At 65.5% G+C, this 25539-nt stretch carries 29 protein-coding genes; 11 read left to right on the forward strand and 18 right to left on the reverse strand.

The window, feature by feature from the left end:
• A complete protein-coding gene (pyrE, locus tag HJ583_RS14250; RefSeq protein ID WP_170022521.1) occupies positions 1–639 on the reverse strand; it encodes an orotate phosphoribosyltransferase in 639 nt (212 codons plus the stop codon).
• A 32-nt stretch (positions 640–671) separates the two neighbouring features.
• On the opposite strand from pyrE, the gene HJ583_RS14255 reads away from it, so the two are divergent.
• The 9 genes from HJ583_RS14255 to HJ583_RS14295 all read left to right on the forward strand — a co-directional run bounded on the left by HJ583_RS14255 (position 672) and on the right by HJ583_RS14295 (position 8293).
• Complete coding sequence (locus HJ583_RS14255; protein ID WP_170022522.1) at positions 672–1466, forward strand: exodeoxyribonuclease III; 795 nt, start codon at positions 672–674, stop codon at positions 1464–1466.
• A gap of 79 nt (positions 1467–1545) precedes the next feature.
• Positions 1546–1797 (forward strand): acyl carrier protein, encoded by a 252-nt coding sequence (locus HJ583_RS14260; protein ID WP_101943242.1) that lies wholly within the window; start codon positions 1546–1548, stop codon positions 1795–1797.
• Positions 1790–3046, forward strand: a complete 1257-nt coding sequence (locus HJ583_RS14265) for a beta-ketoacyl-[acyl-carrier-protein] synthase family protein (RefSeq protein WP_170022523.1) — start codon at positions 1790–1792, stop codon at positions 3044–3046. The genes HJ583_RS14260 and HJ583_RS14265 overlap by 8 nt, the downstream gene beginning before the upstream one ends.
• Entirely contained in the window at positions 3043–4017 is a 975-nt protein-coding gene (locus HJ583_RS14270) for a chorismate transformation enzyme, FkbO/Hyg5 family (RefSeq protein WP_328824897.1), read from the forward strand. The genes HJ583_RS14265 and HJ583_RS14270 overlap by 4 nt, the downstream gene beginning before the upstream one ends.
• On the forward strand, positions 4014–4835 hold the full coding sequence (locus HJ583_RS14275) for a MipA/OmpV family protein (RefSeq protein ID WP_170022524.1): 822 nt from the start codon (positions 4014–4016) through the stop codon (positions 4833–4835). Before HJ583_RS14270 ends, HJ583_RS14275 begins: the two co-directional genes overlap by 4 nt.
• A gap of 13 nt (positions 4836–4848) precedes the next feature.
• Positions 4849–5610, forward strand: a complete 762-nt coding sequence (locus tag HJ583_RS14280) for a lysophospholipid acyltransferase family protein (RefSeq protein ID WP_170022525.1) — start codon at positions 4849–4851, stop codon at positions 5608–5610.
• A 1-nt stretch (position 5611) separates the two neighbouring features.
• On the forward strand, positions 5612–6370 hold the full coding sequence (locus HJ583_RS14285; RefSeq protein ID WP_170022526.1) for a glycosyltransferase family 2 protein: 759 nt from the start codon (positions 5612–5614) through the stop codon (positions 6368–6370).
• Between the two features lie 25 nt (positions 6371–6395).
• Positions 6396–7169, forward strand: a complete 774-nt coding sequence (locus HJ583_RS14290) for a class I SAM-dependent methyltransferase (protein ID WP_170022527.1) — start codon at positions 6396–6398, stop codon at positions 7167–7169.
• A 68-nt stretch (positions 7170–7237) separates the two neighbouring features.
• Entirely contained in the window at positions 7238–8293 is a 1056-nt protein-coding gene (locus HJ583_RS14295; RefSeq protein ID WP_170022528.1) for an RNA methyltransferase, read from the forward strand.
• Positions 8294–8355: 62 nt separating this feature from the next.
• On the opposite strand, the gene HJ583_RS14300 is transcribed toward HJ583_RS14295, so the two are convergent.
• The 14 genes from HJ583_RS14300 to HJ583_RS14365 all read right to left on the reverse strand — a co-directional run bounded on the left by HJ583_RS14300 (position 8356) and on the right by HJ583_RS14365 (position 21508).
• Positions 8356–8727 carry a 50S ribosome-binding protein YggL gene (locus HJ583_RS14300; RefSeq protein ID WP_170022529.1) on the reverse strand — a complete coding sequence of 124 codons (372 nt, stop codon included), beginning with the start codon at positions 8725–8727 and terminating at the stop codon, positions 8356–8358.
• A 504-nt stretch (positions 8728–9231) separates the two neighbouring features.
• On the reverse strand, positions 9232–9951 hold the full coding sequence (gene fabG / locus HJ583_RS14305) for a 3-oxoacyl-ACP reductase FabG (protein ID WP_170022530.1): 720 nt from the start codon (positions 9949–9951) through the stop codon (positions 9232–9234).
• Positions 9952–10036: 85 nt separating this feature from the next.
• Entirely contained in the window at positions 10037–10471 is a 435-nt protein-coding gene (locus HJ583_RS14310) for a 3-hydroxylacyl-ACP dehydratase (RefSeq protein WP_170022531.1), read from the reverse strand.
• Positions 10471–12486, reverse strand: coding sequence for a beta-ketoacyl-ACP synthase (locus HJ583_RS19355; RefSeq protein WP_328824898.1), 2016 nt, complete (start codon positions 12484–12486; stop codon positions 10471–10473). Before HJ583_RS19355 ends, HJ583_RS14310 begins: the two co-directional genes overlap by 1 nt.
• A gap of 384 nt (positions 12487–12870) precedes the next feature.
• Entirely contained in the window at positions 12871–13596 is a 726-nt protein-coding gene (locus tag HJ583_RS14320) for a class I SAM-dependent methyltransferase (protein WP_170022532.1), read from the reverse strand.
• The gene (locus HJ583_RS14325; RefSeq protein WP_170022533.1) at positions 13593–14381 is read right to left on the reverse strand and encodes a polysaccharide deacetylase family protein; all 789 of its coding nucleotides are present in this window, start codon (positions 14379–14381) and stop codon (positions 13593–13595) included. Before HJ583_RS14325 ends, HJ583_RS14320 begins: the two co-directional genes overlap by 4 nt.
• A complete protein-coding gene (locus HJ583_RS14330) occupies positions 14378–15034 on the reverse strand; it encodes an alpha/beta fold hydrolase (RefSeq protein ID WP_170022534.1) in 657 nt (218 codons plus the stop codon). The genes HJ583_RS14325 and HJ583_RS14330 overlap by 4 nt, the downstream gene beginning before the upstream one ends.
• Entirely contained in the window at positions 15018–17366 is a 2349-nt protein-coding gene (locus HJ583_RS14335; protein ID WP_328824899.1) for an MMPL family transporter, read from the reverse strand. The genes HJ583_RS14330 and HJ583_RS14335 overlap by 17 nt, the downstream gene beginning before the upstream one ends.
• Positions 17363–17971 carry a LolA-related protein gene (locus HJ583_RS14340; protein WP_328824900.1) on the reverse strand — a complete coding sequence of 203 codons (609 nt, stop codon included), beginning with the start codon at positions 17969–17971 and terminating at the stop codon, positions 17363–17365. The genes HJ583_RS14335 and HJ583_RS14340 overlap by 4 nt, the downstream gene beginning before the upstream one ends.
• Positions 17955–18875 carry an LpxL/LpxP family acyltransferase gene (locus tag HJ583_RS14345; protein WP_170022722.1) on the reverse strand — a complete coding sequence of 307 codons (921 nt, stop codon included), beginning with the start codon at positions 18873–18875 and terminating at the stop codon, positions 17955–17957. Before HJ583_RS14345 ends, HJ583_RS14340 begins: the two co-directional genes overlap by 17 nt.
• 5 nt (positions 18876–18880) lie before the next feature.
• A complete protein-coding gene (locus tag HJ583_RS14350) occupies positions 18881–19174 on the reverse strand; it encodes a beta-hydroxyacyl-ACP dehydratase (RefSeq protein ID WP_170022535.1) in 294 nt (97 codons plus the stop codon).
• A 1-nt stretch (position 19175) separates the two neighbouring features.
• Complete coding sequence (locus HJ583_RS14355; RefSeq protein WP_170022536.1) at positions 19176–20561, reverse strand: AMP-binding protein; 1386 nt, start codon at positions 20559–20561, stop codon at positions 19176–19178.
• An 8-nt stretch (positions 20562–20569) separates the two neighbouring features.
• Positions 20570–21214, reverse strand: coding sequence for a COG4648 family protein (locus tag HJ583_RS14360; protein ID WP_170022537.1), 645 nt, complete (start codon positions 21212–21214; stop codon positions 20570–20572).
• Positions 21215–21220: 6 nt separating this feature from the next.
• Positions 21221–21508: a phosphopantetheine-binding protein gene (locus HJ583_RS14365; protein WP_101943260.1), complete on the reverse strand. Its 288-nt coding sequence runs from the start codon at positions 21506–21508 to the stop codon at positions 21221–21223.
• A 140-nt stretch (positions 21509–21648) separates the two neighbouring features.
• Between HJ583_RS14365 and HJ583_RS14370 the strand changes: the two genes are divergently transcribed.
• Both HJ583_RS14370 and HJ583_RS14375 read left to right on the forward strand, forming a co-directional pair.
• Complete coding sequence (locus HJ583_RS14370) at positions 21649–22215, forward strand: hypoxanthine-guanine phosphoribosyltransferase (protein ID WP_101943261.1); 567 nt, start codon at positions 21649–21651, stop codon at positions 22213–22215.
• A 196-nt stretch (positions 22216–22411) separates the two neighbouring features.
• Positions 22412–22858, forward strand: a complete 447-nt coding sequence (locus tag HJ583_RS14375) for a DUF2846 domain-containing protein (RefSeq protein ID WP_170022538.1) — start codon at positions 22412–22414, stop codon at positions 22856–22858.
• A gap of 97 nt (positions 22859–22955) precedes the next feature.
• Here HJ583_RS14375 and HJ583_RS14380 read toward each other — a convergent pair whose 3' ends face one another.
• The 3 genes from HJ583_RS14380 to HJ583_RS14390 all read right to left on the reverse strand — a co-directional run bounded on the left by HJ583_RS14380 (position 22956) and on the right by HJ583_RS14390 (position 25418).
• On the reverse strand, positions 22956–23291 hold the full coding sequence (locus HJ583_RS14380) for a GlpM family protein (RefSeq protein ID WP_101943263.1): 336 nt from the start codon (positions 23289–23291) through the stop codon (positions 22956–22958).
• 15 nt (positions 23292–23306) lie between these two features.
• Positions 23307–24152, reverse strand: a complete 846-nt coding sequence (locus HJ583_RS14385) for a putative RNA methyltransferase (RefSeq protein ID WP_170022539.1) — start codon at positions 24150–24152, stop codon at positions 23307–23309.
• Between the two features lie 66 nt (positions 24153–24218).
• A complete protein-coding gene (locus HJ583_RS14390) occupies positions 24219–25418 on the reverse strand; it encodes an ABC transporter permease (RefSeq protein ID WP_170022540.1) in 1200 nt (399 codons plus the stop codon).
• Positions 25419–25539 lie beyond the last annotated feature (121 nt).

The following is a 25539-nucleotide window of genomic DNA, read 5'->3' on the forward strand; positions in this document are numbered from 1 at the left end:
TCAACTCACTCCGTAGGTGGTCCGGTAGGTTTGCACCGCCGGCAGGTATTCGGTGAGACGAGCGTCATCGGCAATGAAAGCCATCAGATCGTCCAGCGTGGCGACGGCTACCACGGGTACGCCGAAGGCGTCACGCACTTCCTGGGCTGCGCTCTTGGCGCCGGTGCCGCGCTCCATGCGATCAATGGCGATCACCACGCCGGCCAGCTCGGCGCCATTGGCACGGATGATTTCCACGGACTCGCGTACCGAAGTGCCCGCCGAAATCACATCATCGACCACGATCACGCGGCCTTTGAGCGGTGCGCCCACCAGGGTGCCCCCTTCGCCATGATCCTTGGCTTCCTTGCGGTTGAAGCAGAAGGGGATGTTGCGACCCTGGGCGGCCATCTGCATGGCGGTACCGGCAGCGAGCGGAATGCCTTTGTAGGCCGGGCCGAAGAGGGTGTCGAAAGCGATGCCGGACGCGCCGATGGCCTGGGCGTAGAAGCGGCACAGCTCGCCGAAGGAGGCGCCGTCATCAAACAAGGCTGTATTGAAGAAGTACGGCGACAGGCGTCCGGCCTTGGTCTTGAATTCGCCAAAGCGTAAAACCCCCTTGCGCTCGGCAAGGGCGAGGAAATCACGGCTAAAATCCACGGCAATCAATCATCCACAAGAAAACACGCTGAATGTTACGCATCATCACTGCCAACCTCAACGGCATCCGCTCCGCAGCGACCAAAGGCTTCTTTGACTGGCTGGCCTTGCAGGAGGCAGATGTGGTCTGCCTGCAGGAGCTCAAGGCGCAGGAAGCTGATCTGACGGCAGAGATGCTGAATCCGCACGGCTTGCAGGGGCATTTTCACTGTGCCGAGAAGAAAGGCTATAGCGGCGTGGGCATTTACACGCGCCAGCCCCCCGCGGCAGTGGCGAGCGGCATCGGGGTGGCCGAGTTCGACGCAGAGGGGCGCTATCTGCAGGCTGACTTCGATACGCCGGATGGGGGCTTGTCGGTCGTGGCGCTCTACCTGCCTTCCGGCTCCAGTTCGGAAGAGCGGCAGCAGGCCAAATTCCGTTTCATGGACGAGTTCGCGCCCCGCATGGCCGCCTTGCGTAGCAGCGGGCGGGAGGTGGTGATCTGCGCGGACTGGAATATCGCTCAGCGCGAGATTGACCTGAAAAACTGGAAGAGCAACCAGAAAAACTCCGGCTTTCTGCCCGAGGAGCGGAGCTGGATCGCGGCACGGCTGGCCGAGGGCTGGGTGGATGCTTATCGCCGCCTGCATCCCGAGGCGACTGACGAGTGCTACACCTGGTGGAGCAATCGTGGTCAGGCCTGGGCCAAGAACGTGGGCTGGCGGCTGGACTATCAGCTGGTCACGCCTGGCCTTGCTGGGCGGGTGGAGCAGGCCGCCGTTTACAAGGCGCAGCGCTTCTCGGATCACGCGCCGCTGAGCGTGGATTACCGTTGGAGCAACGCCTGACCCCTGATTTGAACAAGAGTTCAACAGGCTGGGGCGAGGCTGGATTAAAATTCCGCAAATCCGCTTTACGAAGACAATCATGGAAACTCTCGAACTGCTGCAGGAATTCATCAAGCGCCGGGTGCCGAATCCGCCGGAAAACGTGACGCTGGAAAGCAAGCTCGAAGAAGTCGGGGTGGACTCCTTGACCTTGCTGGACCTGATGTTCGATATGGAAGACAAGTTCGGCGTGCGCATGCCGGACGATCTGCCGCGCCCGGAGACCGTGGGTGAATTGATCGAGATCTTCGAAAAACTCAAGCCGGCCGACGCTGCGATTCCGAATGAGTAATGCTGGCCGCCGCCGTGTGGCGGTGACTGGCGTCGGGCTGGTCAATCCCTTTGGCGGGATGGACGCTCAGGACTTCTTCGCGCGTCTGATGCGTGGCGAGTCTGCCGTTCGCCTCCATCAACATCCTGCTTCGCCTGCGCCACTGGCTCAGCCCGCAGGCGTGTGCACCGGCTTTGACGCCGAAGCTGTACTCGGCCGCCCCCTGGCGGCCGTGACCGACCGTTACGCCCAGCTGGGTGTGGCTGCCGGTTTTGCGGCCTGGGACGACGCGGGCATGCCACGCCAGGGTGAAGAGCGTGACGAATACGGCGTGTCCTGGGGCACCGGCATCGGCGGCACGATGAGCATGGAGAAGGGCTATAACGACTTCTTCGTGCACGGCAAGGACCGCGCCCATCCGCTATCGGTGGTGCTGGTCATGAACAATGCGGCTGCCTCGCATCTGGCCATCAATCTGGGCCTCGGTTCGGCTTGCCTGACCTATTCGGTGGCCTGTGCTTCCTCGGCGATTGCGATTGGTGAGGCGATGCGGCGGATCCAGAGCGGTGAGTCGCAGATGGTGATTGCCGGTGGCTCAGAGGCGCCGCTGTCTTTCTCGATCATGCGCGCCTGGGAAGCCATGCGCGTGGTGGCGCAAGGGAACGAAGAAACGGCTTTCATGGCTTGCCGCCCCTTTCAGGAAGGGCGTAGCGGTCTGGTCCTCGGCGAAGGTGCCGCGGCGCTGGTGCTGGAAGACTGGGCGCATGCCCAGGCGCGTGGCGCCCGTATCTATTGCGAGCTGGCCGGCTATGGCCAGAGCTGCGATCACACGCATCTGGTCAAGCCGGATGCCTACGGCCAGACCCGCGCCATGAACCTGGCGCTGCGCGAGGCGGGCCTGGCGGCTGAAGAGATTGGCTATCTGAACGCCCATGGCACGGCAACCCGCGAGGGAGATCCCTCAGAGATCGAGGCGCTGCGTCAGGTCTTCGGGGTGCATGCGGAGCAATTGCTGGTCAGTGCCAGCAAATCCATGCATGGCCACTTGCTGGGCGCCACCGGTGCATTGGAGGCGCTGATCACTGTGCTGGCCCTGGCGCGTGGTGAAGTGCCGCCGACCGCGCATCTCGATCATGTGGCCGAAGATTGCCGCGGCGTGCGGCATGTGATGGGCGAGGGCCTGTGCAACGTGCCCTTGCGCGCGGCCGTATCCAACTCTTTTGCTTTTGGCGGCAGCAATGCCGTGCTGGCGTTCAAGGCGGTGTCGTGAGTTTTTTGTCCCTGAGTCTGCAGGTGCCGGATGTTGCTGCAGAGGCTTCCGGATGGCTGGGGGCGGCGGTTTATGGTGAGGCGCTGGCCTTGCCGGGGGCGGTGCATGTGCCGATGCCCCTGCTCGCCACTTCGCAAACCTCCTTGCTGCATGCCTGGCACTGTGATGGCACGCTCAGCGAGGGGCGTCTGGGGGCTGTGGCTTATCGCCGCAGCGAAGATTTCCTGTTCGGAGTCCTGAGCCTGCCCGAGGCGGGGCGTGGCATGCAGGCTCTTGGCTTTGCCGCCTATCGCGACATCTTTGCCTGCCTCGAGCGTGAGGGCATGCCACAGTTGCTGCGTTTCTGGAATTACCTGCCGCGTATCAATGAGGCAGGGGGAGGCATGGAGCGCTATCGCGAGTTCAATGTCGGCCGTCAGGATGCCTTCATCGAAGGCAGTCATCCGCATCTGGCCGGTTCTCCCTCGGCGTGTGCGCTGGGCTGTGGTGGCGATGCGCTGGTGGTGTATTTCCTCGCTTCGCGGCATGCGCCACTGGCGATCGAAAATCCGCGCCAGCTCAGCGCCTGGAGCTACCCGCAGCAATACGGTCCGCGGGCTCCGACATTTTCGCGTGCCAGTCTGCTGCAGTTGCCCACGCAGGAGGTGCTGTTCATTTCCGGTACGGCCAGCATCGTTGGTCACGAGAGCGTGCATCCGGGCGAAGTGGCCGCGCAGACTCAGGAAACCCTGCGCAATGTCGAGGCTGTGCTGAGCGAGGCCAATCGCCGCGCCCGCCACGGACGCTTTGCGGCGCGTGATCTGACGCTCAAGGTTTTCGTCCGCCATGCGGAAGACGTCGTTGCCGTGCAGCGTGTGCTGGAGGCTGAATTGGGCAAGGATCTGAAAATCATGTATTTGCGCGCCGATGTCTGTCGTGCCGAGCTGCTGGTGGAAATCGAGGCTTTCGGTTTTCTCGGAGCGGGCGCATGAAGGCGCTGCTGCTGTTCTTGCTTCTCCTGGCGCTGCCCGCACAGGCCGAGCTCAAGCCGCGTTGGGAGCTGGGCATGGGGGTGGCCGCTGCGACCTTGCCGGATTACCGTGGCTCGGATGAAGCCAATGAGATGCTGCTGCCCTTTCCGTATGCGGCCTATCGCTTTGACTGGCTCAAGGCCGATCGCAATGGTGTGCGTGCAACGCTTTTTGATTCGGACAAGGTCGAGCTGAACCTGAGCGCCGGTGCCACGCCGCCGGTGAAGAGCAAGAATAACCAGGCGCGTCAGGGTATGAGCGATCTGAAGCCGATGATCGAATTCGGCCCCTCGCTCGATTTCAAGCTGTGGCAGAGCGACAACCAGGACACTCGGCTGGACCTGCGCCTGCCGGCGCGTGCGGCCTTCGAGTTGCGCGAGGGCATGCATTACAGCGGCTGGCTGTTCTCGCCGCGCCTGAATCTGGATTTCCTCAATGTGGGGCTACCCGAAGGCTGGCGCGTGGGGCTGGTGACCGGCCCGACCTTTCAGGACAAGCATCTGAACGCCTATTTCTACTCGGTCGACGAGCAATATGCGCGCGCTGACCGCCCGGCCTACTCGGCCAGCGGCGGTTATACCGGCTGGCAGTTTCTCGGCGCTGTGTCACGCAAGTTCGGCAAGACCTGGGTGGGCGCCTACGCGCGCTGGGATACGCTGAAAGGCGCGGCTTTTGAGGATAGTCCGCTGGTCAGGCGCAAGACGTATTTTACCGCCGGTATCGGCGTGACCTGGACCCTGGCGCAATCCTCGGAGATGGTCGAAGTCGGCGACGACTGAGGCGGTGCGCAAGATGAAGTCCCTGATTCTGTTGCTGCGCCGCGCGCATGCTTTCCTTGCCTTGCACCTCGGCCTGGGTTCGCTGGCTGCGGGTTGCCTGTTGTGGACCGCAGTGGCCCTGCCACTGAACCTGCTCCTGCCCCGTCAGGGGGGCATCCGTCTCGGTCGCCGCATTGCCATGCTGGGGTTCCGCCTGTACCTGTGGTGGTTGCGCCGGCTCGGCATTGGCCACTTCGATCTGCGGGCACTGGATGCCTTGCGCGAGGCCGGCCCGCTGATCATTGCGCCGAATCATCCAGGCCTGCTGGACGCGCTGATGGTGATCTCGCGCTTGCCCAATGTCGCCTGCGTGCTCAAGGCCAGCCTGCTGGACAACCCACTATGGGGGGCCGGCGCGCGCTTGGCCGGCTATGTGCGCAATGACTGGTTCATCGGTTCGATCAATCTTGCCGTCGAGCAGTTGCGCGCTGGTAGCCAGTTGCTGCTGTTTCCTGAAGGCACGCGAACCGAAACGCCGCCGGTGCTGAATCCGTTCCGCGCAGGCACCGGTTATGTGGCCCATCGTGCCGGGGTGCCGATCCAGACCGTGATCATCGAGCAGGACACGCGCTTTCTCGGCAAGGGCTGGCCGCTGTTCCGCCCGCCCGTGATGCCGATGCATTTCCGCGTCCGCCTTGGTCAGCGCTTTGCTCCGCCGGATGACCCGGTTGCCTTCACGGCCGAACTGCAGGATTACTTTGCGCGCGAAATGCGCAGCCCGCCGCTTCCCGACTGACATGCCGACGCCCTCCCAGACCCATCTCGTCCTGATTCCCAGCTACAACCCCGGCGCCAAGGTGTATGAAACCGTGCGTGCCGCGCGGGCGCAGTGGAGCCCGGTGTGGGTGGTGGTGGATGGCAGCACCGATGGCACGGATGCCGGCCTGCGCGAGATGGCGGCGACCGACCCCGAACTGCGCGTGATCGTGCTGGCGCAGAACGGCGGCAAGGGCGCGGCCGTGCTGCATGGGCTCGATGAAGCGGCGAAGCTCGGCTTCACGCATGCCTTGAGCATGGATTCCGACGGCCAGCATCCGGCGGAGCTGATCCCGGCCTTCATGGCGGCTTCGCAAGAAAACCCCACTTGCATGGTGCTGGGCAAGCCGGTGTTCGACGCCAGCGCCCCGGCGCTGCGCGTGAAGGGTCGCAAGATTTCCAATTGGTGGGCGAACCTCGAAACCCTTTGGATGGGCATCGGCGATTCGCTCTACGGTTTCCGCGTCTACCCGGTCGAGCCACTGAGATCCGTGATGCGCGGCCAGCGCTGGATGCGCCGCTTTGATTTCGATCCCGAAGCCGTGGTGCGCATGTGCTGGCGCGGCGTACGCCCGCTCAATCTCGATGCGCCGGTGAAATACCTCACGGCCGAGGAGGGCGGCGTGTCGCACTTTAATTACTGGCGCGACAACCGTTTGCTCACCTGGATGCACATCCGCCTGATGTTCGGTTTCGGCATGCGTTTGCCGTTGCTGGTTTGCCGCAAACTTTTTTCCTGAATCAACTTCCTGACCCGAGGTCATCATGTCCACCGATCCGAAACTCACGCCGGCCCATGCGCCGCACCAGCCGCTGACCGACTATTACGCCAACGAGGATGCGCGTGCCGGCTTCGTGCGCGAGATGTTCGATTCCACTGCGGAAGACTATGACCGCATGGAGACCATCCTCGGTCTCGGCACCGGCCCCTGGTATCGCGGTCAGGCGCTCGAGCGTGCGGGCCTCAAGGCCGGCATGCGCGTGATCGACGTGGGCACCGGTACAGGCCTGGTTGCCAAGGAAGCCGCTCGCATCGTCGGCGATGGCGCACTGGTCACCGGCGTCGATCCCAGCCCCGGCATGATGGCCCAGGCCAAGTTGCCGGCCGGCGTGCAACTGGTGGAAGGCCGCGCCGAAGCGATTCCCTTCCCGGACGGCACGGCAGACTTCCTCTCCATGGGCTACGCGCTGCGCCACATCAGTGATCTGGAAGTCGCTTTCCGTGAGTTCTACCGCGTCATGAAGCCGGGCGCCAAGCTGTGTCTGCTCGAAATCACCCGCCCCGAGTCGTCCTGGGGCCGCTTCTTCCTCAAGATCTACATGAAGGGCATTGTGCCGCTGCTGGCTTTCGTGGTCGGCCGCCAGAAGAAGGGCACCTGCAAACTGTGGCGTTATTACTGGGACACCATCGAGGCCTGCGTGCCCGCCGCCCAGGTTGTCGCTACGCTGGAAGCCGCTGGTTTCGTGAATGCCCGTCGCTATATCGACACCAAGGGGCTGCCCATCCTGGCCGAGTACCAGGCCACCAAGCCGGAGTAAGCGAGCTTTGTCGGGCGGTCTTCAGCCCGTCATGTGCGGCTGAAGCCGCACCTACAGCGTCAAGCATCATGCTCATCAGCCAGCTCCGTGATCACCTCCGCGCGCTCGGCGCCAAACCGGCGCACGAGCAGCGCATCCTGCGTGCCTGGCTGCAGGGCCAGCCGCTCACGGCCGGGCGCAAGAAGGCTGAAGACGTGCTGCCGCTGGCGGTGCGGGATGCCTTGCCCGGCATCGAGACCGAACTCACGGCGCTGGCCACGCTGCGCAGCAGCCACCCGGGCGAGGACAGCTCGGCGCGCCTGCTGGTGGGCCTGCTCGATGGTCAGACCGTGGAGAGCGTGCTGCTGCCGCGCGACGGTTTGTGTGTGTCGACCCAGGTCGGCTGCGCGGTCGGTTGCGTGTTCTGCATGACCGGGCAGGACGGTCTGCTGCGCCAGGTCGGCAGCGCCGAGATCGCCGCCCAGCTGGTGCTGGCTCGCCGCCAGCGCACGGTGAAGAAAGTCGTGTTCATGGGGATGGGCGAGCCGGCCCACAATCTCGACAATGTCATGGAGGCGATCGAAGTCTTTGGCCTCTATGGCGACATCGGCCACAAGAACCTCGTCTTCTCCACGGTGGGCGATCCGCGCGTCTTTGAGCGCCTGCCACAAGGCCCGGTGAAGCCAGCACTGGCGGTGTCGCTGCATACCACCGACGCCAAGCTGCGCGAGGAGCTGCTGCCGCGCGCGCCGCGTCTCGATCCGGCCTGGCTGGTCGAACAGGCCGAAGCCTATGCCCGCGCCACCGGCTATCCGATCCAGTATCAGTGGACTCTGCTCGAAGGCATCAACGATTCCGAAGCCGAACTGGCAGGCATCGTGCGCCTCCTGGCTGGCAAGTACGGCCTGCTCAACATGATTCCCTACAACACCAATGAAGGTCTGCCTTACCAGCGCCCCTCATGGGACAAGGCCCGCGCGATCGCCAGGCGCCTTACCGAGGCCGGCGTGCTCACCAAGCTGCGCGACTCGGCCGGGCAGGACGTGGATGGCGGTTGCGGCCAGCTGCGGGCACGCGAGAAGGAAAAGTTCGAGCCGGCCGTGGCCAAGGCGCAGCGGGTGGAGTGGCTGAAGCGCGGGATCTAGGGCCGACTTCAGTCGGCCATTCACGCGTGGCGTGCGACTGAAGTCGCACCTACGACAATGGCTTACCAGCCGTACCACGCATCCTTCAGCGGACCGGCTTCCACTTCGCGCACGCTGGCCTGCGTCTTGAGCCAGTCCAGCACGGCTTGACGGGCTTCTTCGCTGACGGTGCCGGGGCCTTCGCTGCACACGAAGGCGTCGGTTTCGCTCAGCGGCAGCTGGCCGCCCAGCCCCACCAGCATCAAGCCCTCTTCGCGGGCACAGGCGCGCAGGCCTTCCCACACCGGCATGTAGGCGCGTGCATCGAGCGCTTCGCTGAATACGAGACGCAGTTCGAAGCCGGTCTCACGGTGTTCGCCCACGCGCAGCTTCTTGCGCTGACGCAGGTTCAGGCGATGCAGCCAGGTGGCAGAGGGGATGGGGCGATTGGTCATATATCTTTACCAAGGCTGGTTTGCAGATATCAGAGGGCTTGATCAAGGTTTGCAGAAGTCTGGTTTGAGGCCATTCTTTGGGCAGCTTTCAACCCTGTAATAAGGAGTTTGTACAGCCGAAAGCATCTGCAGAAGGACTTTGGTGGAGCACTTGCCAGGAGCATCCTTGCAGCTTGGCTCCGGCTTTGCCTGCTGAGACTCTACGGCTGACTGCCGCATCGGTTCGCTGGGTTGCCGGGAAAAGTGGTTTTGCTCTTTCAGAACATCTGCCGGAATCGCCAGATTCAGATTCGTTGTCGGTTCCGCTAGATTCTGCGCGGGTACCTCCATGCAGGCCAGCGCAGCGACAGAGGCACATAGCAGGATGTGAAAAGTGCGAAAGCGTCCCACGTGCTTACTCCATTAGTGAAAGCTTGGAGTATAGATGCAGGGGGCTTTCTTGTTTTGTCGCTGCATGTCTTTGGTATGCGTGGCGGATCTTTGTCACTCTGCTTCTCTGATTTTTCAGATCATGCCGCCATTGATGGATATGACCTGCCCGGTGATGTAGGCCGCCGCATCCGAAGCGAGAAAGCCCACCAGGGCGGCGACTTCTTCCGGCTTGCCGGCGCGCTTCATCGGCACCAGCTGTTTGATGGTGTCGGCGTCGAACACATCCTTGGTCATGTCCGAAGTGATGATGCCGGGCGCCACCGCATTCACGGTGATGTTGCGGCTGGCGAGTTCCAGCGCCAGCGATTTGCTCGCCGCGTGCAGGGCGCCCTTGGCCGCAGAGTAGTTCACCTGACCGCGGTTGCCGGTGATGCCGGCGATGGACGAGATGGTGATGATGCGTCCCCAGCGTGAGCGGATCATCGGCATGGTGAGTGGCTGGGTGACGTTGAAGAAACCGTTCAGCGACACGTCCAGCACGCGGCTCCATTGCTCGCGACTCATGCCAGGGAAGACGGCATCGTCGTGGATCCCGGCGTTGTTGACCAGCACCTGGATGGGGCCGGCTTCGAGCAGCTTCTCGAGGGCTGCAGTGGTGGCATCAGGGTTGGCCACATCGAACTGACAGGCTTCGGCGGAGAGGCCAGCAGCTGTGAGTTCGGCGACCAGTGCGGTGGCGGCGGCGAGATTGCTGTTGGCGTGGACGATCACGTGCAGGCCATCGGTGGCCAGCTTGCGGGCGATTGCTGCGCCGATAGCGCCGCTACCGCCGGTGATGAGAGCGCGTTTCATGGCTGACTCCTTGGTAGATAACGTAGGTGCGACTTCCGTCGCACACCGCGCGTGGCTGGCCGATTGAGGTCGGCCCTACCGCAGTTCATGGGGTGTTGTCGGCATCCAGCATCACGCTGGCACGCCCGCTGACCAGCGTTCGGCTGGCCGCTTTGATGCGGAATGCATACATGAGGTGGTTTCCCTCGCCGGAAAGGCACTCGGCGTGGATATCGAGCTGCTCGGCTTGATCAAGCCGGTCGGTATGGAATTCCACTTCGCGCACGCTGGTCAGGAAGCCCGCGCGTGGGGCGGTGTCCGCTCCGGCACGCAGGGCACCGTGTACGGCCATGGCCTGGGCCGCGTATTCGATGGCGTTGGCCGGGCCAAGGCGCTCGCCTGCGCGCAGCGGGTTATCTGCCAGGCACTGGCTGCTGGCCGTACAGTGGATCGCTTCCGGCGACCAGCGGGTGACGGCATCGAGCAGACACATGGCGCCGGCGTGCGGAATCCTGGCTACGATCCATGCCCGATCAAACATCACCGGCTGACCTCGATCGTCAGCGAAAGATCATCGAAGCAGTCAATCACGACGCTGCCGGTTTCACGCCGGGCGAGCTTGTGCAGCAGCGGCAGAGCGCGGGCTGCAGGCACGCGCTGACGCAGCGTTTCGAGGGTGGCATCGGCCATGGCATCCGGCTGTGCTGTGCCGAGGCGGATGGCGAGTTCTGCCAGGTTTTTTTCGCTGGCTTGCGGTGTCAGCAGCAGGGCCACGCCGATGGCATGCGGGATCGGCCGGCAGGAATACAGCGGCTCGGGGTAAGCAGTGTCGTAGGTCAGCAGCAGGCAGGGCTGGCCGGTGGTGGCGACCTGGCTGGCGGCTTCGAGCAGGCCGGCGGCAAAGGTGGCGTCGTAGGCACACAAGCTGGTGGAAGGCGCCATGCAGTGGGTGGCGATGCCCCAGTAGCCGCTCGGGGCGTTGTGCACCGAGTTATGAAAGCGGGTCGGTGATACCGATCGATCGTCACTGGCCAGCACTTCGAGGATGGCGTGGCAATTGTCGCAATCGCCGCCGGTGGAGGAGAACACACTGGCGAGCTGACTGGCATCCACGCCGGCCTGTTTGATCGCATCGAAACCGATGGCCATCGACAGCTTGATCGGCAGGCCGACGCGGCGGCGCTCGGCCGGCGGCAAGGCTTCGGCCGGCGGAAGAGTGAGCGGCGTGAGTTCAAACGGGGCGTTACTGGCCAGCAAGGCCTGCGCGGTTTCCCAACCATTCAGGCCGGGGCCGTAGAGGCCGATGCCGGCGACGCCGACGTTCAGGCTGTCCTGCCCGGCGCGGGCCGAAGGGGCGGCGGTGGGGGCTGCCAGCTTCGAGAGCACGATGCTGCTGTTGCTGCCGCCGAAGCCGAAGGAATTGCTGAGCGTGTGGCGCATCGGCTTTGCTTCGTTGGCGAGCAGGTAGTGGCTGGTGAGCTTCGGGTCGATTTCGCGGGTGCCGACGCCCCCCGGTGCGAAATCATGCGTGAGCGCCAGCGCGCAGATCACGACTTCGACACCACCGGCGGCGCCCAGGGTGTGGCCGGTGTGGCCCTTGGTCGAGCTGCACGGGGTTTGCGAGCCGAACAGGCTTGCCACGCCCTTGTCTTCGGCGGCGTCATTGCTGGGCGTCGAGGTGCCGTGCAGGTTGATGTAGTCGATGTCGGCCGGCTGGAGCCCGGCCATGTCCAGCGCGGCCTGCATGGCGAGCTTGGCGCCAAGGCCCTCCGGATGCGGCGAGGACATGTGGTGTGCATCGCTCGACTCGCCGATGCCGCTCATGACGATGTCGCCAGGCTGCGCCAGCTCGCCGCGCTCGACGAGGATGAAGGCGCCGGCTTCGCCGATCGAGATGCCGTCGCGGTTCGCATCGAAGGGCTTGCAGGGGTTGGGCGAGACCAGTTGCAGCGAGTTGAAGCCGTAGATGGTGGTCAGGCACAGCGAGTCGACGCCGCCGACGATGGCTGCGTCGATCAGGCCGCAGGCCATCATGCGCTGGGCGTCAGCGAAGACCTTGGCCGAGGACGAACAGGCGGTGGACACCACCCAGGCCGGGCCGTGCAGATCGAAATAGCTGCGCACGAAATCGCCCACCGAATAGCTGTTGTGGGTGTGGCGATAGTCGTGGTTCTCCGGCCAGCCGCCGGCGGCCGGATCGCGGTGGCGGAAAGCGATTTCGGAACTCAGGATGCCTGAGGTGCTGGTGCCGAGGAACACGCCGATGCGGGTCTTGCCATAGCGGCCAATCGCGTCGCGCACGGCATCGGTGAAGCCGTCGCATTCGAGGGCGCGCTGGGCGAGGCGGTTGTTGCGGCAATCGAAGGCCGCCAGGTCGGCGCGTACCGGCGCATCATCCAGCCCGGCGACGGAACCGATGCAGGTATCGAGATCGACAGTCTCCCAGTGCTGGCGCGCGAGGCCGCTGCGCTGCGCACGCAGCGCGGCGAGCGTGGCATCGAGGCCGCTGCCGAGGGCACTGGCGAGGGTGTAAGCGGTAAGGCGGAGGGGCTGCACAAGGGCTCCGATCTGGGTTGGCGCGCGGATTTTACCTGATGGGCCGGGGCCCGCCCCTCTGTATTGTCAAAGCCAGGCTGGAGATGGCTGGATTGGGCCGCCGGAACCCGTTGCGGCTAGGGTCTGTTGACATTCATCCGCCGGTCGCGCTCGTGGCGCTTTGGTCGGGGGGCAAGGCGCTGCGCCGAAGTCAGGGTGGCCCCCTGCCGAGAAGCTGCAACGCAGCTCCACGTCCAAAGCGTCCGAGCCCGGAGGGGTGAAGCGTATGGCTCGCGCTACTGCGTTGCACTCCTTGTGCGGGGGAGCCACCCCGCACTGCGTCGCGCGCCTTGTCCCGCAAGCCATACGCTTCACCGCGATCCGGCGAGTGAATGTCAACAGACCCTAGGGCAGCACGCGGGCGATCAGCATCACGTTGGCGAAGGGGTTGTGGCCGTTCATGGGCAGACATTCCACCTTGAAGCCACGTGCCTCCAGTGCGGCCACCCAGGCCTTCACCGGGCGGCACCACATGCGCGGCAGGCGATGCCCCTGGACGAAGGAAATACCGCGATCCACCAACTGGCTGATGCGAAAGCGCAGGCCACCCTCGGCATCGCCCACGCGGGTCAGGAACAGCCCGCCGGCGGGCAGTGCTGAGCGAATCTTGTCGAGGAGGCGATCCTGCTCGGCGTAGTCGATGTAGTGCAGTACATCGAGGATGGCTATGGCGTTCAGCCCGGAGAGGTCGGCCGCGCGCATGTCGCCGCCGGAGAGTTCGACGCGTCCCGGGTAGAGCGGCTGCAAGGCGCGGTTGCCGACTTCGGCTTCGCGGCCCATCAGCTCGCAGCCGCGAAAACGCAAGCCGCGGGGCGGTGGCGTGACGTCGTCGGGCCATTGCCCCTCATCGGCCAGGCGCTCGGCGGCGAGGAACCAGGCTGCGAGCAGGCCGCGGCCGCAGCCCAGATCGGTGATGCGTGCGCCGTCCGGAAAGATCTGGCGCTCCAGCAGGGCGCAGAAGATCGGATCATTGCCGAGCTTGCCGCGCCCCCAGCGGTAGTGGAACACGCCCAGCCCACGGTAGGGCGCGGTGGCGCGATCGAGGAGATGGCGTTTGAGGCTGGACTTCATGGCAGACAGGAGCGCAGGGTGACCGGGGTGAGGCCGCGTGCGGCGAGGGTTTCGAGTAGCCGTGGCAGGACGCCGAGAATGATCGGCTGGCCGGCCGCATCGCGCGCAGCGTGGCCATCGTGGAGGAGCAGGATGGCGCCGGGCTCTAGCCCTTTGCACAGGCGGGCGAGTACTTCGGCGGGATCGCTGCAGCGGGTGTCAAAGCCGCGCCGGCTCCAGGTGGCGAGATGCAGGCCCAAGGCTTGCAACACCGGGTCCAGGAAGGGATTGCGCAGCCCGGCCAGCGCCCGGTAGAAGCGTGGTGGCGTGCCGGCCAGTTCGCTGAGCGTGAATTGCGCGCTGCCGACCTCGCGGCGCCAGCCGCCAAAGCCGGAGAAGGCGAGGTGATTGCGGTGATGCATGCCGTGGTTCTCCACCGCATGACCCGCGGCCACCATGGCGCGCACGAGTTCAGGATGCCTGGCCGCGCGCTCGCCGATGCAGAAAAAACTGGCCACGGCGCCATGGGCGGCGAGGATCGCCAGCACCTGCGGGGTGACGGCGGGGTCGGGGCCGTCGTCGATGGTGATCGCCACCTCGCGCCGCGCCGCGGCGTGCGCTGGCAGACGGGTGATGTTGGCACCGAGGAGTGTGCTCTGCGGCCACATGCCGGCCAGGCCCAGCACCAGATGGTCCAGCACGAAGATCGCCAGCAGCACCGGCCACCAATCCGGGCGCAGCAGCAGGGCCACGGCCAGCGCGCCATGCAGGCCCAGCGAGAAACGCATGAAGGGGCTCAGCTTCATGCGCGGCTCCAGGGGCCGTGGTCCAGCCAGTGTGCCCACTGCGCCTGCCAGGCCGGCCAGTCGTGCGCGCCGGGCAATTCGGTGCGGCAGGTGGCGGGCAGGGTGTCCATCAGCAGCCGCTGGCCGCGGATGAAGCGGTCTTCCGTGCCGGTGATGGCGTGAATCGGGCAGGGCCAGTGGTCGCTACGCTGGCATTCGGCGAGCCAGCGCCAGAACACGCGTTCGTCGCCTTGCTGAGCCTCGGGTGTCTCGAGCCAGCTTTGCGGACCGCCAGCGCTGCGGATCTCGCCCAGGATGTCTCCGGTACCGGGGTAGGGCGAGAGCAGGCACAGACCGGCAAGTTCCGCTGCGTGCTGGCTGGCGTAGAGCAGGCTGTTGAAGGCGCCCAGCGAGATGCCGGCGAGCCAGATCTGGCGGTAGCCGGCGGTCTGGGCCGGCTGGATGACTTCGGTGTGCAGGGTGCTTTCCACCGTGCGCGCCATGACGTGGGTGTAGTCCAGCGCGGCGCACTGGATGTCGAAGGCGTAGCCACGCTCGCGCACGGCGGCGATGAAGCCCTGGCGCGCGAAATCCTCCAGCGCGATTTCGGCGCCGGGCAGCAGGATCAGCAGGCGCTCGCTGCCGCCCGGATGAGGGTCAGTGAGCAGACGCATCCTGATCTCGTGCGAGGATGGCGGCCGACACCAGTGCCAGGAAGGCGCCGGGGCCGACGGTGCAACCGAGGTAAGCGAGCACCGGCACCGAGGAGAAGGCCAGCACGCCGAAGCTGCCGACTGCCGTGAGGTTGGCAACCAGGATCGAGACTTGTACCTGGCGTTGCTGCTCGGCGTTGCCGGCGTGGCTGCCGGCGTCGAAAAACAGCGTGTAGTTGCGGCCGATTGCTACGACCAGCAAGAGGCCGATCAGATGCAGGATGGTGAGACTGGTGCCGCTGGCGAGCAGGCCGGCAGTCACACCGATCACGGCGCAGGCCAGCGGTGCCACGGCGCGCAGCGCACGCGGCAGGGAGCGCAGGGCGGCGAGCAGCAGCAGGAAGATCACGCCCATGCCGCAGGCCACCAGCAGCTTGGCTTCGGAGAGATAGCTGGCGAAGAGGCTGGTGGATTCTTCGAGGATGTCCAGCACCGTCACGCCGGATTGCCCGGCCCCCTGCAGGGCAGCTTCCAGCGCGCGGGTGTCGAGCTCTTCCTGGCCCGCCGGCGCCCGCAGCGGCAGCAGCACCAGCCAGTCCTGCTGGCGCTGGATCAGCAGCGAGTCAACGCCCAGCGCGGCGGAGCTGCCGGCGAGATCTGCCCGGCTCAGCAGGGGCTGCTGACGTGCTTTCTGCACATCGGCCACGAAGCCTTCGAGGCGCTCCGCACGCACCGGCAGCTCGCGCAGTGCGTCGCCGAGGCGGCTGCGCAGGCTGGCTTCATCCGGCAGGGCCTGCTGGCGGGCCTGCTGGGTCTGCCGGCTGGGCAGGAACTGGGCTGGCGAGGTGAAGCCACCGAGGCGCCCGGCCGCCACTTCGGCGCGCAGCACCTGGCCCACGGCTTCGGCCGCCTGCAGCGCGCGCTCGGCATCCGGCGCGGTGAGCGCGGCGATGTAGCGCATGTCCGGCGCGCCCATGTCATTGCGCAGGGCCATGTCCAGATCCTGCTCGGCGCGCGTCACCGGGCTCAGGGCGTTGAGTTGGCGGTTCCAGATGGTATCTCCCTGCCACAGGATCCAGGCCGTGGCGGCGAGCGCGCCGGCCAGCAGCAGCGGACGCAGGCGGCGCAGGCTGCGGAAGATGCGGTCGAGCAGGCGGGCCGGGGCGGACAGATCGCTGATCTGCAGTTGCTGCGGCATCAAGGCCGGCAGCACATGGCGGGCGACCAGCGCCGCACCGACCAGGCCGGCCATCGAGAACACGCCAAGCTGGGCGAGGCCCGGGAAGCCGGAGACCAGCAACACAGCGAAGCCGGCCAGCGAACACAGTACGCCGAGCCACATGGTGCGCCAGAAGCGCGAGGCCTCGATGCCGGCAGCGCGCTGGATGAAGTAGTAGATCGAGTAATCGACTGATTCACCGATCAGGGTGGAGCCGAAGGCGAGCGTGAGGCCGTGGATGTTGCCGAAGACGAGGCTCACCGCAGCGATGCCAGCCACCAAGCCACTGGCCACCGGTAGCAGGCCCAGGCCGAGCAGGCGTGGCGAGCGATAGATCGCCAGCAGCAGGCCGATCACCAGGATGCTGCTGCCGATTGCAAGGCGGTGGATGTCGCTCTGGATACGCTCGCGCGACGTCACCGAGAACACCGCCGTGCCGCTCAGCAGCAGGCGATGTCCCGCCTGGTGCGCGGGCAGGCTGGCGAAGGTTTCGCGCACGCGCTCGAGGCTGGCGGCCTGGGCGTCGGTATCGGAGCCGTCGGCTCGGGTCTGGACCAGCAGCAGGGCGCGTGTGCCGTCGCGCGAGGCCCAGGCACCTTCGAGCTGGCGCGGCTGCTGGCCACCGGCGAACTGTTCGAGCAGGGCCAGGGTTTCACCGGTTGGATCGTGCGGCAGGAGCTTCTTGAGCATCAGACCGGCGTCGCCCGAAAGTTTCTCCACCGAGGCGCCGATGGCCGCCTGCAGGCCCTCGCTGCTGAAGCGCTCGGCACTCATCGCCGGGCTCAGCAGATAGCGGTTGTCGAAAAAGTAGCTGCGGTCGCGCGTCTCGACCGAGGCTTCGCCGTTCTGCACGCCGACGAAGGCCGGGTCCTGGCGCAGGCGGGCCGCCAGTTGGCGCGAGAGTTCGGCGCGGCTGGCCGCATCGCCGCCTTCGATGCCCACCATCACGAGGCGGGCAATGATGCCGTCACGCAGCTGCTCGATCAGCATCTGCTGACGGGCATTCGGGGCCTTGGGCATGAAGGCCGAGAGGTCGGCGATGAAGCGGGTGTGCAGGATCACCGTGACGCAGGCGGCCAGCGCCAGCAGCCACAGGCCCAGCGGCAGGGCGTGGGTGCGCAGGCGGGCGATCACGGCCCCACCTTGCTGATCAGCATCTCGGAATGGTCGCCATCGGCCAGTGCGAACTCGATGCGCTGCACTTCACCCTGGCGGCCGCTGATCGCGATGCGGGTGAGGATGGCGCTCATGCTGGTGTATTTCGGCAGCAGGATCAGCTGCCATTTATCCGCCGAGCCCAGCAGGTTGAGCTGATAGCTGTTTTCGAGCGCCTTGCGGTCGCCGGCCAGGGTGGCGCGAATGCTGTCGACGAAGGCGGCCACTTCCGGATAGCTCGAAAGGTTCAGGTTGAGCGGGGCCTTGCCGGCCTGCTCGATGTAGAGCTTGTCGCCTTCCAGGCGCAGCAGCTCGGGGCGCGGCTTGAGGGTCCGTTTTTCAAGCTTGTCCGGCGCGGTGAAGGCCAGCGTGCCGGAGGATTCGACCGGCTTGTCGAGAATGCCGATGTATTTCTTTTCGATGTAACTGGCGCGGCCGGATTTTTGCTGGGCGAGCAGCTTGAAGAGCTCGGCCGCGGGCCATTCCGCGGCCTGGGCGGCGAGGGGGGCGAGCAGCAGGGCGGGCAGCAGCACCGCGCCAAGCAGACGGCGCAGGCGGGCGTGAAGATCAGGAGTGCTCGGCACGGGCGGATTTCCAGAAGTCGAAGAAGTTGAACCAGTTGTGGGGCGCGGCGCGCACATGCTTTTCGAGCACCCGCACATAGCTTTCCATCGCAGCGCGGATGGCCGCATCGCGCTCGCGCGGGCCTACCTGGCTGAAGTCGGCAATCTGTTCGAAGTGCACGTCGTAGCGCTTGCCGCCACGGTACAGACCGATCATGAAGAATACCGGGTGGCGCAGCATCGCCGCCATGCGGAAGGGGCCGCTCGGGAAGTGCGCCGGGCTGCCGAGGAAATCCAGTGTCTCGTAGGCGTCGTCACCGCTGGCGCGGTCAGCCAGGATGCCGACCATGGCGCCCTCGATCAGGCGGTTGTGTACCTCCAGCATCGAATCTAGGCGCCCCAGCGGAATGATGTCCTGCATGGCGTCCGGGTTGATGGCGGAGAGCGCCGAGTTGATCAGGCGGGCGTTGTCCGGGTACATCGCCATGCTCACCTTGAGCCTGGGGTTAGCGCGTGCCAGGCTGCGCATCACTTCGAAGCTGCCGACATGGGCGCCGAACAGGAAGAAGCCGCCGTCGCGGGCATGCAGTTCGTGGAGGACTTCGGCGCCGATCTGGCGCAGATCGAACTCCTCGAAGCAGTCGTTGAGCAGATAGGTGCGATCGTGGATGGTGCTGGCAAAAGCCAGGATGTGGCGGTACAGATCGAGCCAGCCGGCCGGGCGGCCGAGTACGCGCGGCAGGAACTCGCGCAGGGCGGCGCGGGCCGGGGCCACGGCAAGCAGGAAGTAGAGGGCGATGCCGTACACGATCAGGCGCGAGGCGCTACGCCCGAAAGTTAGCGAGATCCAGCGCATCACGCGCAGCCAGAACATGGAGCCGCGCTCCTTGCGCTGCATCCACTCGGGCGTGCGCTTGTCGGCCATGGCACTCACGCCCTGGGCTCCAGCGTGAAGCGGCCGCTCGCCACCTTGCGCTCGGCGCAGCGGATTTCGAAGCGGGCGCCGCCTTCGCTGGCGCTGAAATCGAGCTCCAGCGCCTCGCCAGGCACGGCCGGGCTGAGGAACTTGGCCATGGCCAGGCCGCTCACGCGCTGCCCGCAGGCGGCTTCGATGGCGAGCTGGGCCTGATCGAGCAGGACCACGCCCGGCACGATGGGGCGGCCGGGGAAGTGGCCGGCAAAGGCGGGGTGGTCGGCAGGAATCGTGAGTGGCAGGGCGGGCATGTCAGCGATCGTGTTGGGCCCCGCGCGGTGGCGAGGAAAGTCCTGGTGCGGACCGGCGACTTTCCTGGGGCTTGAGGTGTTGCTCGATCAAGGCTTGCAGTTCGGCGGCCGGGATCTTGCCGGTGGCATTGCGTGGCAGGCTGTCGAGGAAGACCAGCGGGCGTGGCAGGAACAAGGGGTCGAGATAGGGGCGCAGGGCGCTGTTGATCGCGGCCGCGCTGAGCCCGGGGGCCACTACGAAGGCGGCGAGACGCCCGGCTTCGCTTTCGTCCGGCAGGCAGAAGGCCGCGTCGCGCACTCCCGGCAGCTTGCACAGGATGTGATTGAGGTAGGCCAGAGAGGAGCGCTTGCCGGCAATATTGATCATGTCGGCATGGCGGCCGATCAGGCGGAAGCGGCTTTCATCGAGCAATTCCAGCACATCGCCAAGCTGCTGGCGCTGCTCCAGAAAGGCGCCGTCGGCCCAGGTGTAGTCGCCTTCCTGCTCCAGGCTGAGGCCTTCGAACAAGGCCCAGTCAGGGCCGGCGGTGGTGCGGCGGGTGGCGATCTGGCCGGTTTCGGTGGAGCCGTAGATCTCCAGCAGCGGCGCGCCGAGCTGGGCTTCCGCACGCGTGGCCAGCTCGGTGGCAAGCGGCGCGGTGGCGGACAGCAGGGCCGCCAGCGGTGGCAGGGCAATTTCGGCGTCGAGCAGATTGCGCAGATGGAAGGGCGTGGTGACGAGGAAGCGCGGCGCTGGCAAGTCCGCCAATGCCGAGGCCACGTCGGCCGGGAAGAAGGGGCGCTCGCCGCACAGGATGCCGCCGCCGAAAATCGGTAGCAGCACGGTCGACTCCAGTCCGTACATATGCTGGAAAGGCACTGTGCCGAGCACCGCACAGGGCCCGCCCGTGGTGGCCCAGATGCGCCGGGCCTCGGCTTGGGCACAGGCAAAGAGGCGGCCAAAGGTCTTGATATGGGGCTGGGGCTGGCCAGTCGAGCCGGAGGTGAATACGCAGGCCACCACCTGTTCTGGAGGGATCTGCGGCATGGCTGGCGTGGCCGTTGCGATCTCCGGGGCGGTGATGCGCAGGGTGGGCAGGCCAAAGGGCGGTTCCTGCTGGTCGCTGAGGCAGAGCAGATCCGGGTGCGCGGCGTGCAGCGCGGCGATGTTTTCTGGTGCGGTGCTGTTCGGCAGTAGGCTCAGGTTGCCGTGCGCGATGGCAGCGAAGAGTCCGAGCGCGAAGTGGTAGCGATCATTGCAGAGATTCAGCAGGGGCCGGCCTGCAGGCAGCGCTGCGGCCAGTGCCAGCACCTGGGCAAGGAACTCGTCCTGGCTGATGGCGCGCCCCGCGTGCAGGGCGAGAACATGTCCGGCAGGGGCGGGCGGGAGCAGGGGCAGGGATGACATGCAGCTCCTCACTGCTTGCGCTGAGAGTATTCGCGGTAGGCCTTGATGGTCTGCGCGATGCTGGCGTGGCGATCGCGCGGCAAGGCGCGCTGGCGGATCGCGAACTCGATCACGAAGATCGCCCCGATGATCACCGGGGTCAGCAGGTTGGCAAATACCGACCACCACGCCAGCGGCCCTAGCCAGAACAGCAGCACCGAGAGCAGGGTGGTGAGTGCGAAATAGGCGGTCCACACCACGGTGACGCGCCAGGTGTAGAGGTAGAAAGCGGCATCCAGATCGTTGCCATACACCACGCGCGAAACCTGCGAGCACAGTGCAGCCGAGTGATCGTGCCCGAGCGTGCGGCCGAACATCACCCCGAGCATGGCGTGCATGCCCGCATGCTGGATGAAGTAGACCCAGGCCGTATTGGCGCGCAGGACATCCAGCTTCAGCAGCATGGCGAGCAGCGCTGCCACACACAGCCCGAGCAGCCACGGCGAGCGGCTGGCCCAAGCCAGCAGCAGGGCGCTGACCGACAGCGGCGCCAGCCCGATCAGCAGACTCAGCAGCGGCGGGTCGCTGGAAATCGAAGCCTGGTGCCCCAGCCACAGGTAAGCAGCGCCCACCACGACGATCAGCCCGGTGCGCAGCCACTGCATGCCGCTCATCACGACTTACTTCGTACGCTTGGCGGCAATATGGCCCGCGAGGCTGCGCAAGGAGGAGAAGATGCGGAAGTTGTCTTCACTGTCCGCCTTGAGTTGGAAACCGTAGCGTTTGGACACGACCAGCGCCACTTCGAGGATGTCGATCGAATCCAGGCCGAGGCCGTCATCGCCATAGAGTGCCTCTTCGGCCTTGATCTCGTCTGCGCTGATCTCAAGATTCAGGGCTTCGACGATCATGCCGGCCACCTCGCGTTCGAGGGCGGCATCGCTGGCTGCGGGTTCTTGCTGGCTCATGGTGCAAAAGGAAGTAAAAGGTCAATCAGCAATTATACAGGCGGCGGGCTGAGCCAGATCAGCCAAGCGTGGTCAGGCGCAGCCAGCGCCGGCAGGCGCAGGGTAGAATCGGCTGCTTTCCGGATTTGAGGGCAGACCCCATGGACAAGCACAACGAAAACCTGCGCGATGCAAAGCTGGCGATGGCCGAGGCGGATTGCCTGGTCGATAACGCGCAAGTTGAAGCCGCGCTGGACGCCCTGGCCGGGCGCATTACCGAGAAGCTGGGCGAGAGCGATCCGCTGGTCTTCACCGTGATGAATGGCGGCCTGGTGCTCGCCGGGCGCCTGCTGCCCAAGCTCCACTTCCCGCTCGAAGTGGCCTACCTGCATGCCTCGCGCTACGGCCATGCTCTCAACGGCACCCTGCTCGACTGGCGTGTGCGCCCCACCCAGGATCTGCGTGGTCGCACCGTGCTGATCCTCGATGACATCCTCGACGAAGGCTTCACCCTGAAGGCCATTCTCGAGCACCTCAAGGCCGAAGGCGCCGCTGAGGTGTATTCCGCGGTGCTCGTCCATAAGCTCCACGAGCGCAAGGCCTACCCCGGCATGCGCGCCGACTTTACCGGGCTGGACGTGGCTGACCGCTTCCTCTTCGGTTGCGGCATGGACTACAAGGGCTACTGGCGCAATGCGCCGGGGATCTACGCGCTCAAGGGGCACTGAGCGTCAGGATGCCCCCAAATGCGGGGTAAAAAACAAACGCCGGCTTTTGTCGGCGTTTGTTTTTTACAACGTTTTTAATGGTTTTGTGCTTTTTTGTTGATTTTTGTGGGCAGGAGCCCGCGGGTGACTTGCTACTGTGCGGCCGCGCAAGTGCGTGACTGCGCCTGAGTAAAACTATCAATAAATTGGAGAAACCATGATTCGCCGCATTCTTACCTGTTCCTTCCTCGCTGCCGCCGCTCTCCTGACTGGCTGTGCTTCCGTGCCGATGGCTACGCCCGAGCAGGATGCCGCTGCCAAGAGTTTTGCTGTGACCGCAGACAAGGCAAACGTCTATATCTACCGCAATGAGAGCTTTGGCGGCGCAGTCAAGATGCCGGTGGTTGTTGATGGCAAGATCGTGGGCGACACGCTTGCAAAGACCTACATCAAGCAGGAAGTTGCTCCGGGCTCGCATACCATCATCTCCAAGGCTGAGAACGATGCCGAACTGAAGTTTGATGTAGCCGCCGGGAAGAACTACTTCGTGTGGCAGGAAGTGAAGATGGGCATCTGGATGGCTCGCTCGGCACTGACCCTGGTGGATGAAGCCCAAGGCAAAGAAGGTGTTGCCGAGTGCAAGCTGATCGAAGGCGCGAAGTAAGGCCTCGCTGAGCGCTGGCAGGGAAAAGGGGCTCCTGTTGCAGGAGCCCCTTTTGTTTATGGAGCGCCTCTCGCGCCCTGCGTGGTCAATATGCCGCTCAGCGCGCCTGCCAGATCGCCAGTAGGGCGCCAGCCAGCACGAACCAGGCGAGGGTGGCGCTGATCAGGGTGGGCGCAAGCGCCAGGCGCGGGCTCAGCCAGTACACCACTAGCAGATAGCCCGCATAGGGCAGCAGCGAGCACAGCCCGAACAGGGCGGTGGTCTGCAGGTCGGCTGCCGAGCGCTCGGAGCCGACGATGTAGTGGGCGATCAGGGCGAAGGTCGGGAATAGCGGCACCAGCCCGGCCACAAAAAAATGCTGCGAGCGCGACAGCAGAGCGATCAGCAGGACTGCGGCGGCACCGAGAAGGCTTTTGAGGAGCAGGGCAAGCATGGTGTTGAACAGCCTTTAAGCTTCCCGTCCGAAGCGGGTCAGCCGTACATCCACCGTCAGCGAGATTTCGGTCAGCGCCGCGGCGCGGGCACGGCCTTCCGCCGTGGCGCGGTAGAGGTGTGGCGTCATGGCCAGCAGGTCGGCGATCTGCTCGGCGCCACAAACCTCCACGCGGTAGCTGAGGGCTTCGCTGGTGGGCGCAGCGAAACCTGCCGGGGTGAGGGTTTCGCCGTTGCGGGGCGGTTTGAGGCTGGGGTAGATGACTTCACGCAGCTCGCGCAGATGATCCGGCCCAGCATCCACCTGCAACAGGAAGCCGCCGGGTTGGAGGACGCGTGCGAACTCGGCGTAGACCGGGAAGCCGAACATGCACAGCACCCGATCCAGCGTGGCGGGTAGCACAGGCAGGGCGGCATTGCTGCCGACCACCCAGGTCGATTGCTTGTCCCGCTTGGCTGCCGCCAGCACGGCCCACTTCGAGATGTCGAGGCCCAGCAGGGCCAGCGTCTGCCCTTCGCGCTCCGCTGCTGCTGCTAGTTGGCGCAGGTAATAGCCCTCACCGCAGCCTGCATCCAGACAGCTCAGTACACCCGCCTGAACCCCGGCCAGCGTAGCCTGGCTGACCGCTGCGGCAATCGGGGCGTAATGGCTGGACTCCAGGAAGCGCCGGCGTGCGGCGACCATTTCCTTGCTGTCGCCCGGATCCAGCGAGCGTTTGTTCTGCACCGGCAGCAGATTGGTATAGCCCTGGCTGGCGATATCGAAGCTGTGGCCAGCGGCGCAGCACAGGGCGGCGCCCTGGCGCTGAAGGGGATTGCCGTCGAGGGGACAGGCGAGCGCCTGGAAGGGGAGGGTGGTCATCGGGTTCTGGTTCATGGCAAGCAGGTTGCCAGGATGCAGCGGTGAAGGTGGCGGGCGGAGAGGATTTTACTCGGCGCGCAGCGCTTCCACCGGATCCAGTCTTGCTGCGCGTCGCGCCGGCCATACGCCGGCGATCAGGCCGATGCCGATTGCGATGCCCTCGGCCAGCAGCACATACAGCAATGGGGTGTGCACCGGCATGGCCGGGGCCGCCAGCTGCAGCAGCCGGGCGACGCCGATGCCGGCCGCCAGTCCGATCACACCGCCTGCGGCCGAGAGCATCACGGCCTCGCCGAGAAACAGCGCCAGGATGCTGCGCCGGGTAGCGCCGAGGGCCACCAGCAGGCCGATTTCCTGGGTGCGCTCGGCCACCGCGATGCTCATGATGGTGACGATGCCGACGCCGCCCACCAGCAGTGAGATGCTGCCGATGGCCGCGACGGCGGCGGTCAGTACATCGAGGATCTTGCCGAGCGTGCGCAGCATGTCTTCCTGGGTAGTGAGCGTGAAGTCCTCGCGGCCGTGGCGGGCCTTGAGCAGTTCGCTGACGCGGCCAGCGATCAGGGCTGAGGGCGTGCCTTCGCGATAGGTGAGGTCCACCTTCATCATGCCGTCGCGGTTGTAGAGCGCCAGGGCCTGGCTGGCCGGGATGTAGGCGGTGTCGTCCAGATCCATGCCGACGAACTGGCCCTTGCTCTCCATCACGCCGATTACGCGAAAATGCTGGCCGGCAATGCGCACCCGCGCGCCGAGCGGGTTGCGGCTGCCGAAGAGTTCCTGCTTGAGTTTCGAGCCGAGTACCACGAAGGCGCGCGCCGCAGCGGCATCGTCCTGCGGCAGGAAGCGGCCGCTGCGCACGGCCATGCGGAACACCTCGGCCATGTTGGCGCCGACGCCATACACCATGCTGCGGCGCAGCCGGCCTTCGGCTTCGACTTCGGAATTGCCCCACACGATGGGTGTGACGCCGCTGACGCCGGGCAGGCGTGCCAGCGCCGCCACATCTTCCTGGGTGATCGGCCGCGCCGAACTGGGCAGGCCTTGTGGCGCGCCACCGGTGGAGACCTTGCCGGGCGTGAGCTCGATTACGTTGGTGCCGAACTGGGTGAATTGCGCCAGCACGAACTGATGCACGCCTTCACCGATCGAAGTCAGCAGGATCACGGCAGCGATCCCGACGGCGATCCCCAGCAGGGTCAGTGCGCTGCGCAGGCGGTGAGCGGTGATGGCGCGGATGGCCAGGCGGAGGAAATCGGGCCAGAGCATGCGGCAGGGTCGCGCGCGGGGCTGGCGAGTGTCAACAGACCCTGCCCGGCGTGCGGGCAAAAAAGTGGCCGTTACCGGGCGGTAACGGCCAAATAGGACAGATTGGAGACAGACCCGTAGC

The sequence above is a fragment of the Uliginosibacterium aquaticum genome (assembly GCF_012972705.2).
In the GTDB taxonomy this organism is placed as follows: domain Bacteria; phylum Pseudomonadota; class Gammaproteobacteria; order Burkholderiales; family Rhodocyclaceae; genus Uliginosibacterium; species Uliginosibacterium aquaticum.

Bases quoted from the DNA above. Each gene is read 5' to 3' on its own strand.
- HJ583_RS14255 (WP_170022522.1), top strand. From the start codon at position 672: ATGTTACGCATCATCACTGCCAACCTCAACGGCATCCGCTCCGCAGCG.
- HJ583_RS14260 (WP_101943242.1), top strand. From the start codon at position 1,546: ATGGAAACTCTCGAACTGCTGCAGGAATTCATCAAGCGCCGGGTGCCG.
- HJ583_RS14265 (WP_170022523.1), top strand. From the start codon at position 1,790: ATGAGTAATGCTGGCCGCCGCCGTGTGGCGGTGACTGGCGTCGGGCTG.
- HJ583_RS14275 (WP_170022524.1), top strand. From the start codon at position 4,014: ATGAAGGCGCTGCTGCTGTTCTTGCTTCTCCTGGCGCTGCCCGCACAG.
- HJ583_RS14280 (WP_170022525.1), top strand. From the start codon at position 4,849: ATGAAGTCCCTGATTCTGTTGCTGCGCCGCGCGCATGCTTTCCTTGCC.
- HJ583_RS14285 (WP_170022526.1), top strand. From the start codon at position 5,612: ATGCCGACGCCCTCCCAGACCCATCTCGTCCTGATTCCCAGCTACAAC.
- HJ583_RS14290 (WP_170022527.1), top strand. From the start codon at position 6,396: ATGTCCACCGATCCGAAACTCACGCCGGCCCATGCGCCGCACCAGCCG.
- HJ583_RS14295 (WP_170022528.1), top strand. From the start codon at position 7,238: ATGCTCATCAGCCAGCTCCGTGATCACCTCCGCGCGCTCGGCGCCAAA.
- HJ583_RS14300 (WP_170022529.1), bottom strand. From the start codon at position 8,727: ATGACCAATCGCCCCATCCCCTCTGCCACCTGGCTGCATCGCCTGAAC.
- fabG (WP_170022530.1), bottom strand. From the start codon at position 9,951: ATGAAACGCGCTCTCATCACCGGCGGTAGCGGCGCTATCGGCGCAGCA.
- HJ583_RS14310 (WP_170022531.1), bottom strand. From the start codon at position 10,471: ATGTTTGATCGGGCATGGATCGTAGCCAGGATTCCGCACGCCGGCGCC.
- HJ583_RS14320 (WP_170022532.1), bottom strand. From the start codon at position 13,596: ATGAAGTCCAGCCTCAAACGCCATCTCCTCGATCGCGCCACCGCGCCC.
- HJ583_RS14325 (WP_170022533.1), bottom strand. From the start codon at position 14,381: ATGAAGCTGAGCCCCTTCATGCGTTTCTCGCTGGGCCTGCATGGCGCG.
- HJ583_RS14330 (WP_170022534.1), bottom strand. From the start codon at position 15,034: ATGCGTCTGCTCACTGACCCTCATCCGGGCGGCAGCGAGCGCCTGCTG.
- HJ583_RS14345 (WP_170022722.1), bottom strand. From the start codon at position 18,875: ATGGCCGACAAGCGCACGCCCGAGTGGATGCAGCGCAAGGAGCGCGGC.
- HJ583_RS14350 (WP_170022535.1), bottom strand. From the start codon at position 19,174: ATGCCCGCCCTGCCACTCACGATTCCTGCCGACCACCCCGCCTTTGCC.
- HJ583_RS14355 (WP_170022536.1), bottom strand. From the start codon at position 20,561: ATGTCATCCCTGCCCCTGCTCCCGCCCGCCCCTGCCGGACATGTTCTC.
- HJ583_RS14360 (WP_170022537.1), bottom strand. From the start codon at position 21,214: ATGAGCGGCATGCAGTGGCTGCGCACCGGGCTGATCGTCGTGGTGGGC.
- HJ583_RS14365 (WP_101943260.1), bottom strand. From the start codon at position 21,508: ATGAGCCAGCAAGAACCCGCAGCCAGCGATGCCGCCCTCGAACGCGAG.
- HJ583_RS14370 (WP_101943261.1), top strand. From the start codon at position 21,649: ATGGACAAGCACAACGAAAACCTGCGCGATGCAAAGCTGGCGATGGCC.
- HJ583_RS14375 (WP_170022538.1), top strand. From the start codon at position 22,412: ATGATTCGCCGCATTCTTACCTGTTCCTTCCTCGCTGCCGCCGCTCTC.
- HJ583_RS14380 (WP_101943263.1), bottom strand. From the start codon at position 23,291: ATGCTTGCCCTGCTCCTCAAAAGCCTTCTCGGTGCCGCCGCAGTCCTG.
- HJ583_RS14385 (WP_170022539.1), bottom strand. From the start codon at position 24,152: ATGACCACCCTCCCCTTCCAGGCGCTCGCCTGTCCCCTCGACGGCAAT.
- HJ583_RS14390 (WP_170022540.1), bottom strand. From the start codon at position 25,418: ATGCTCTGGCCCGATTTCCTCCGCCTGGCCATCCGCGCCATCACCGCT.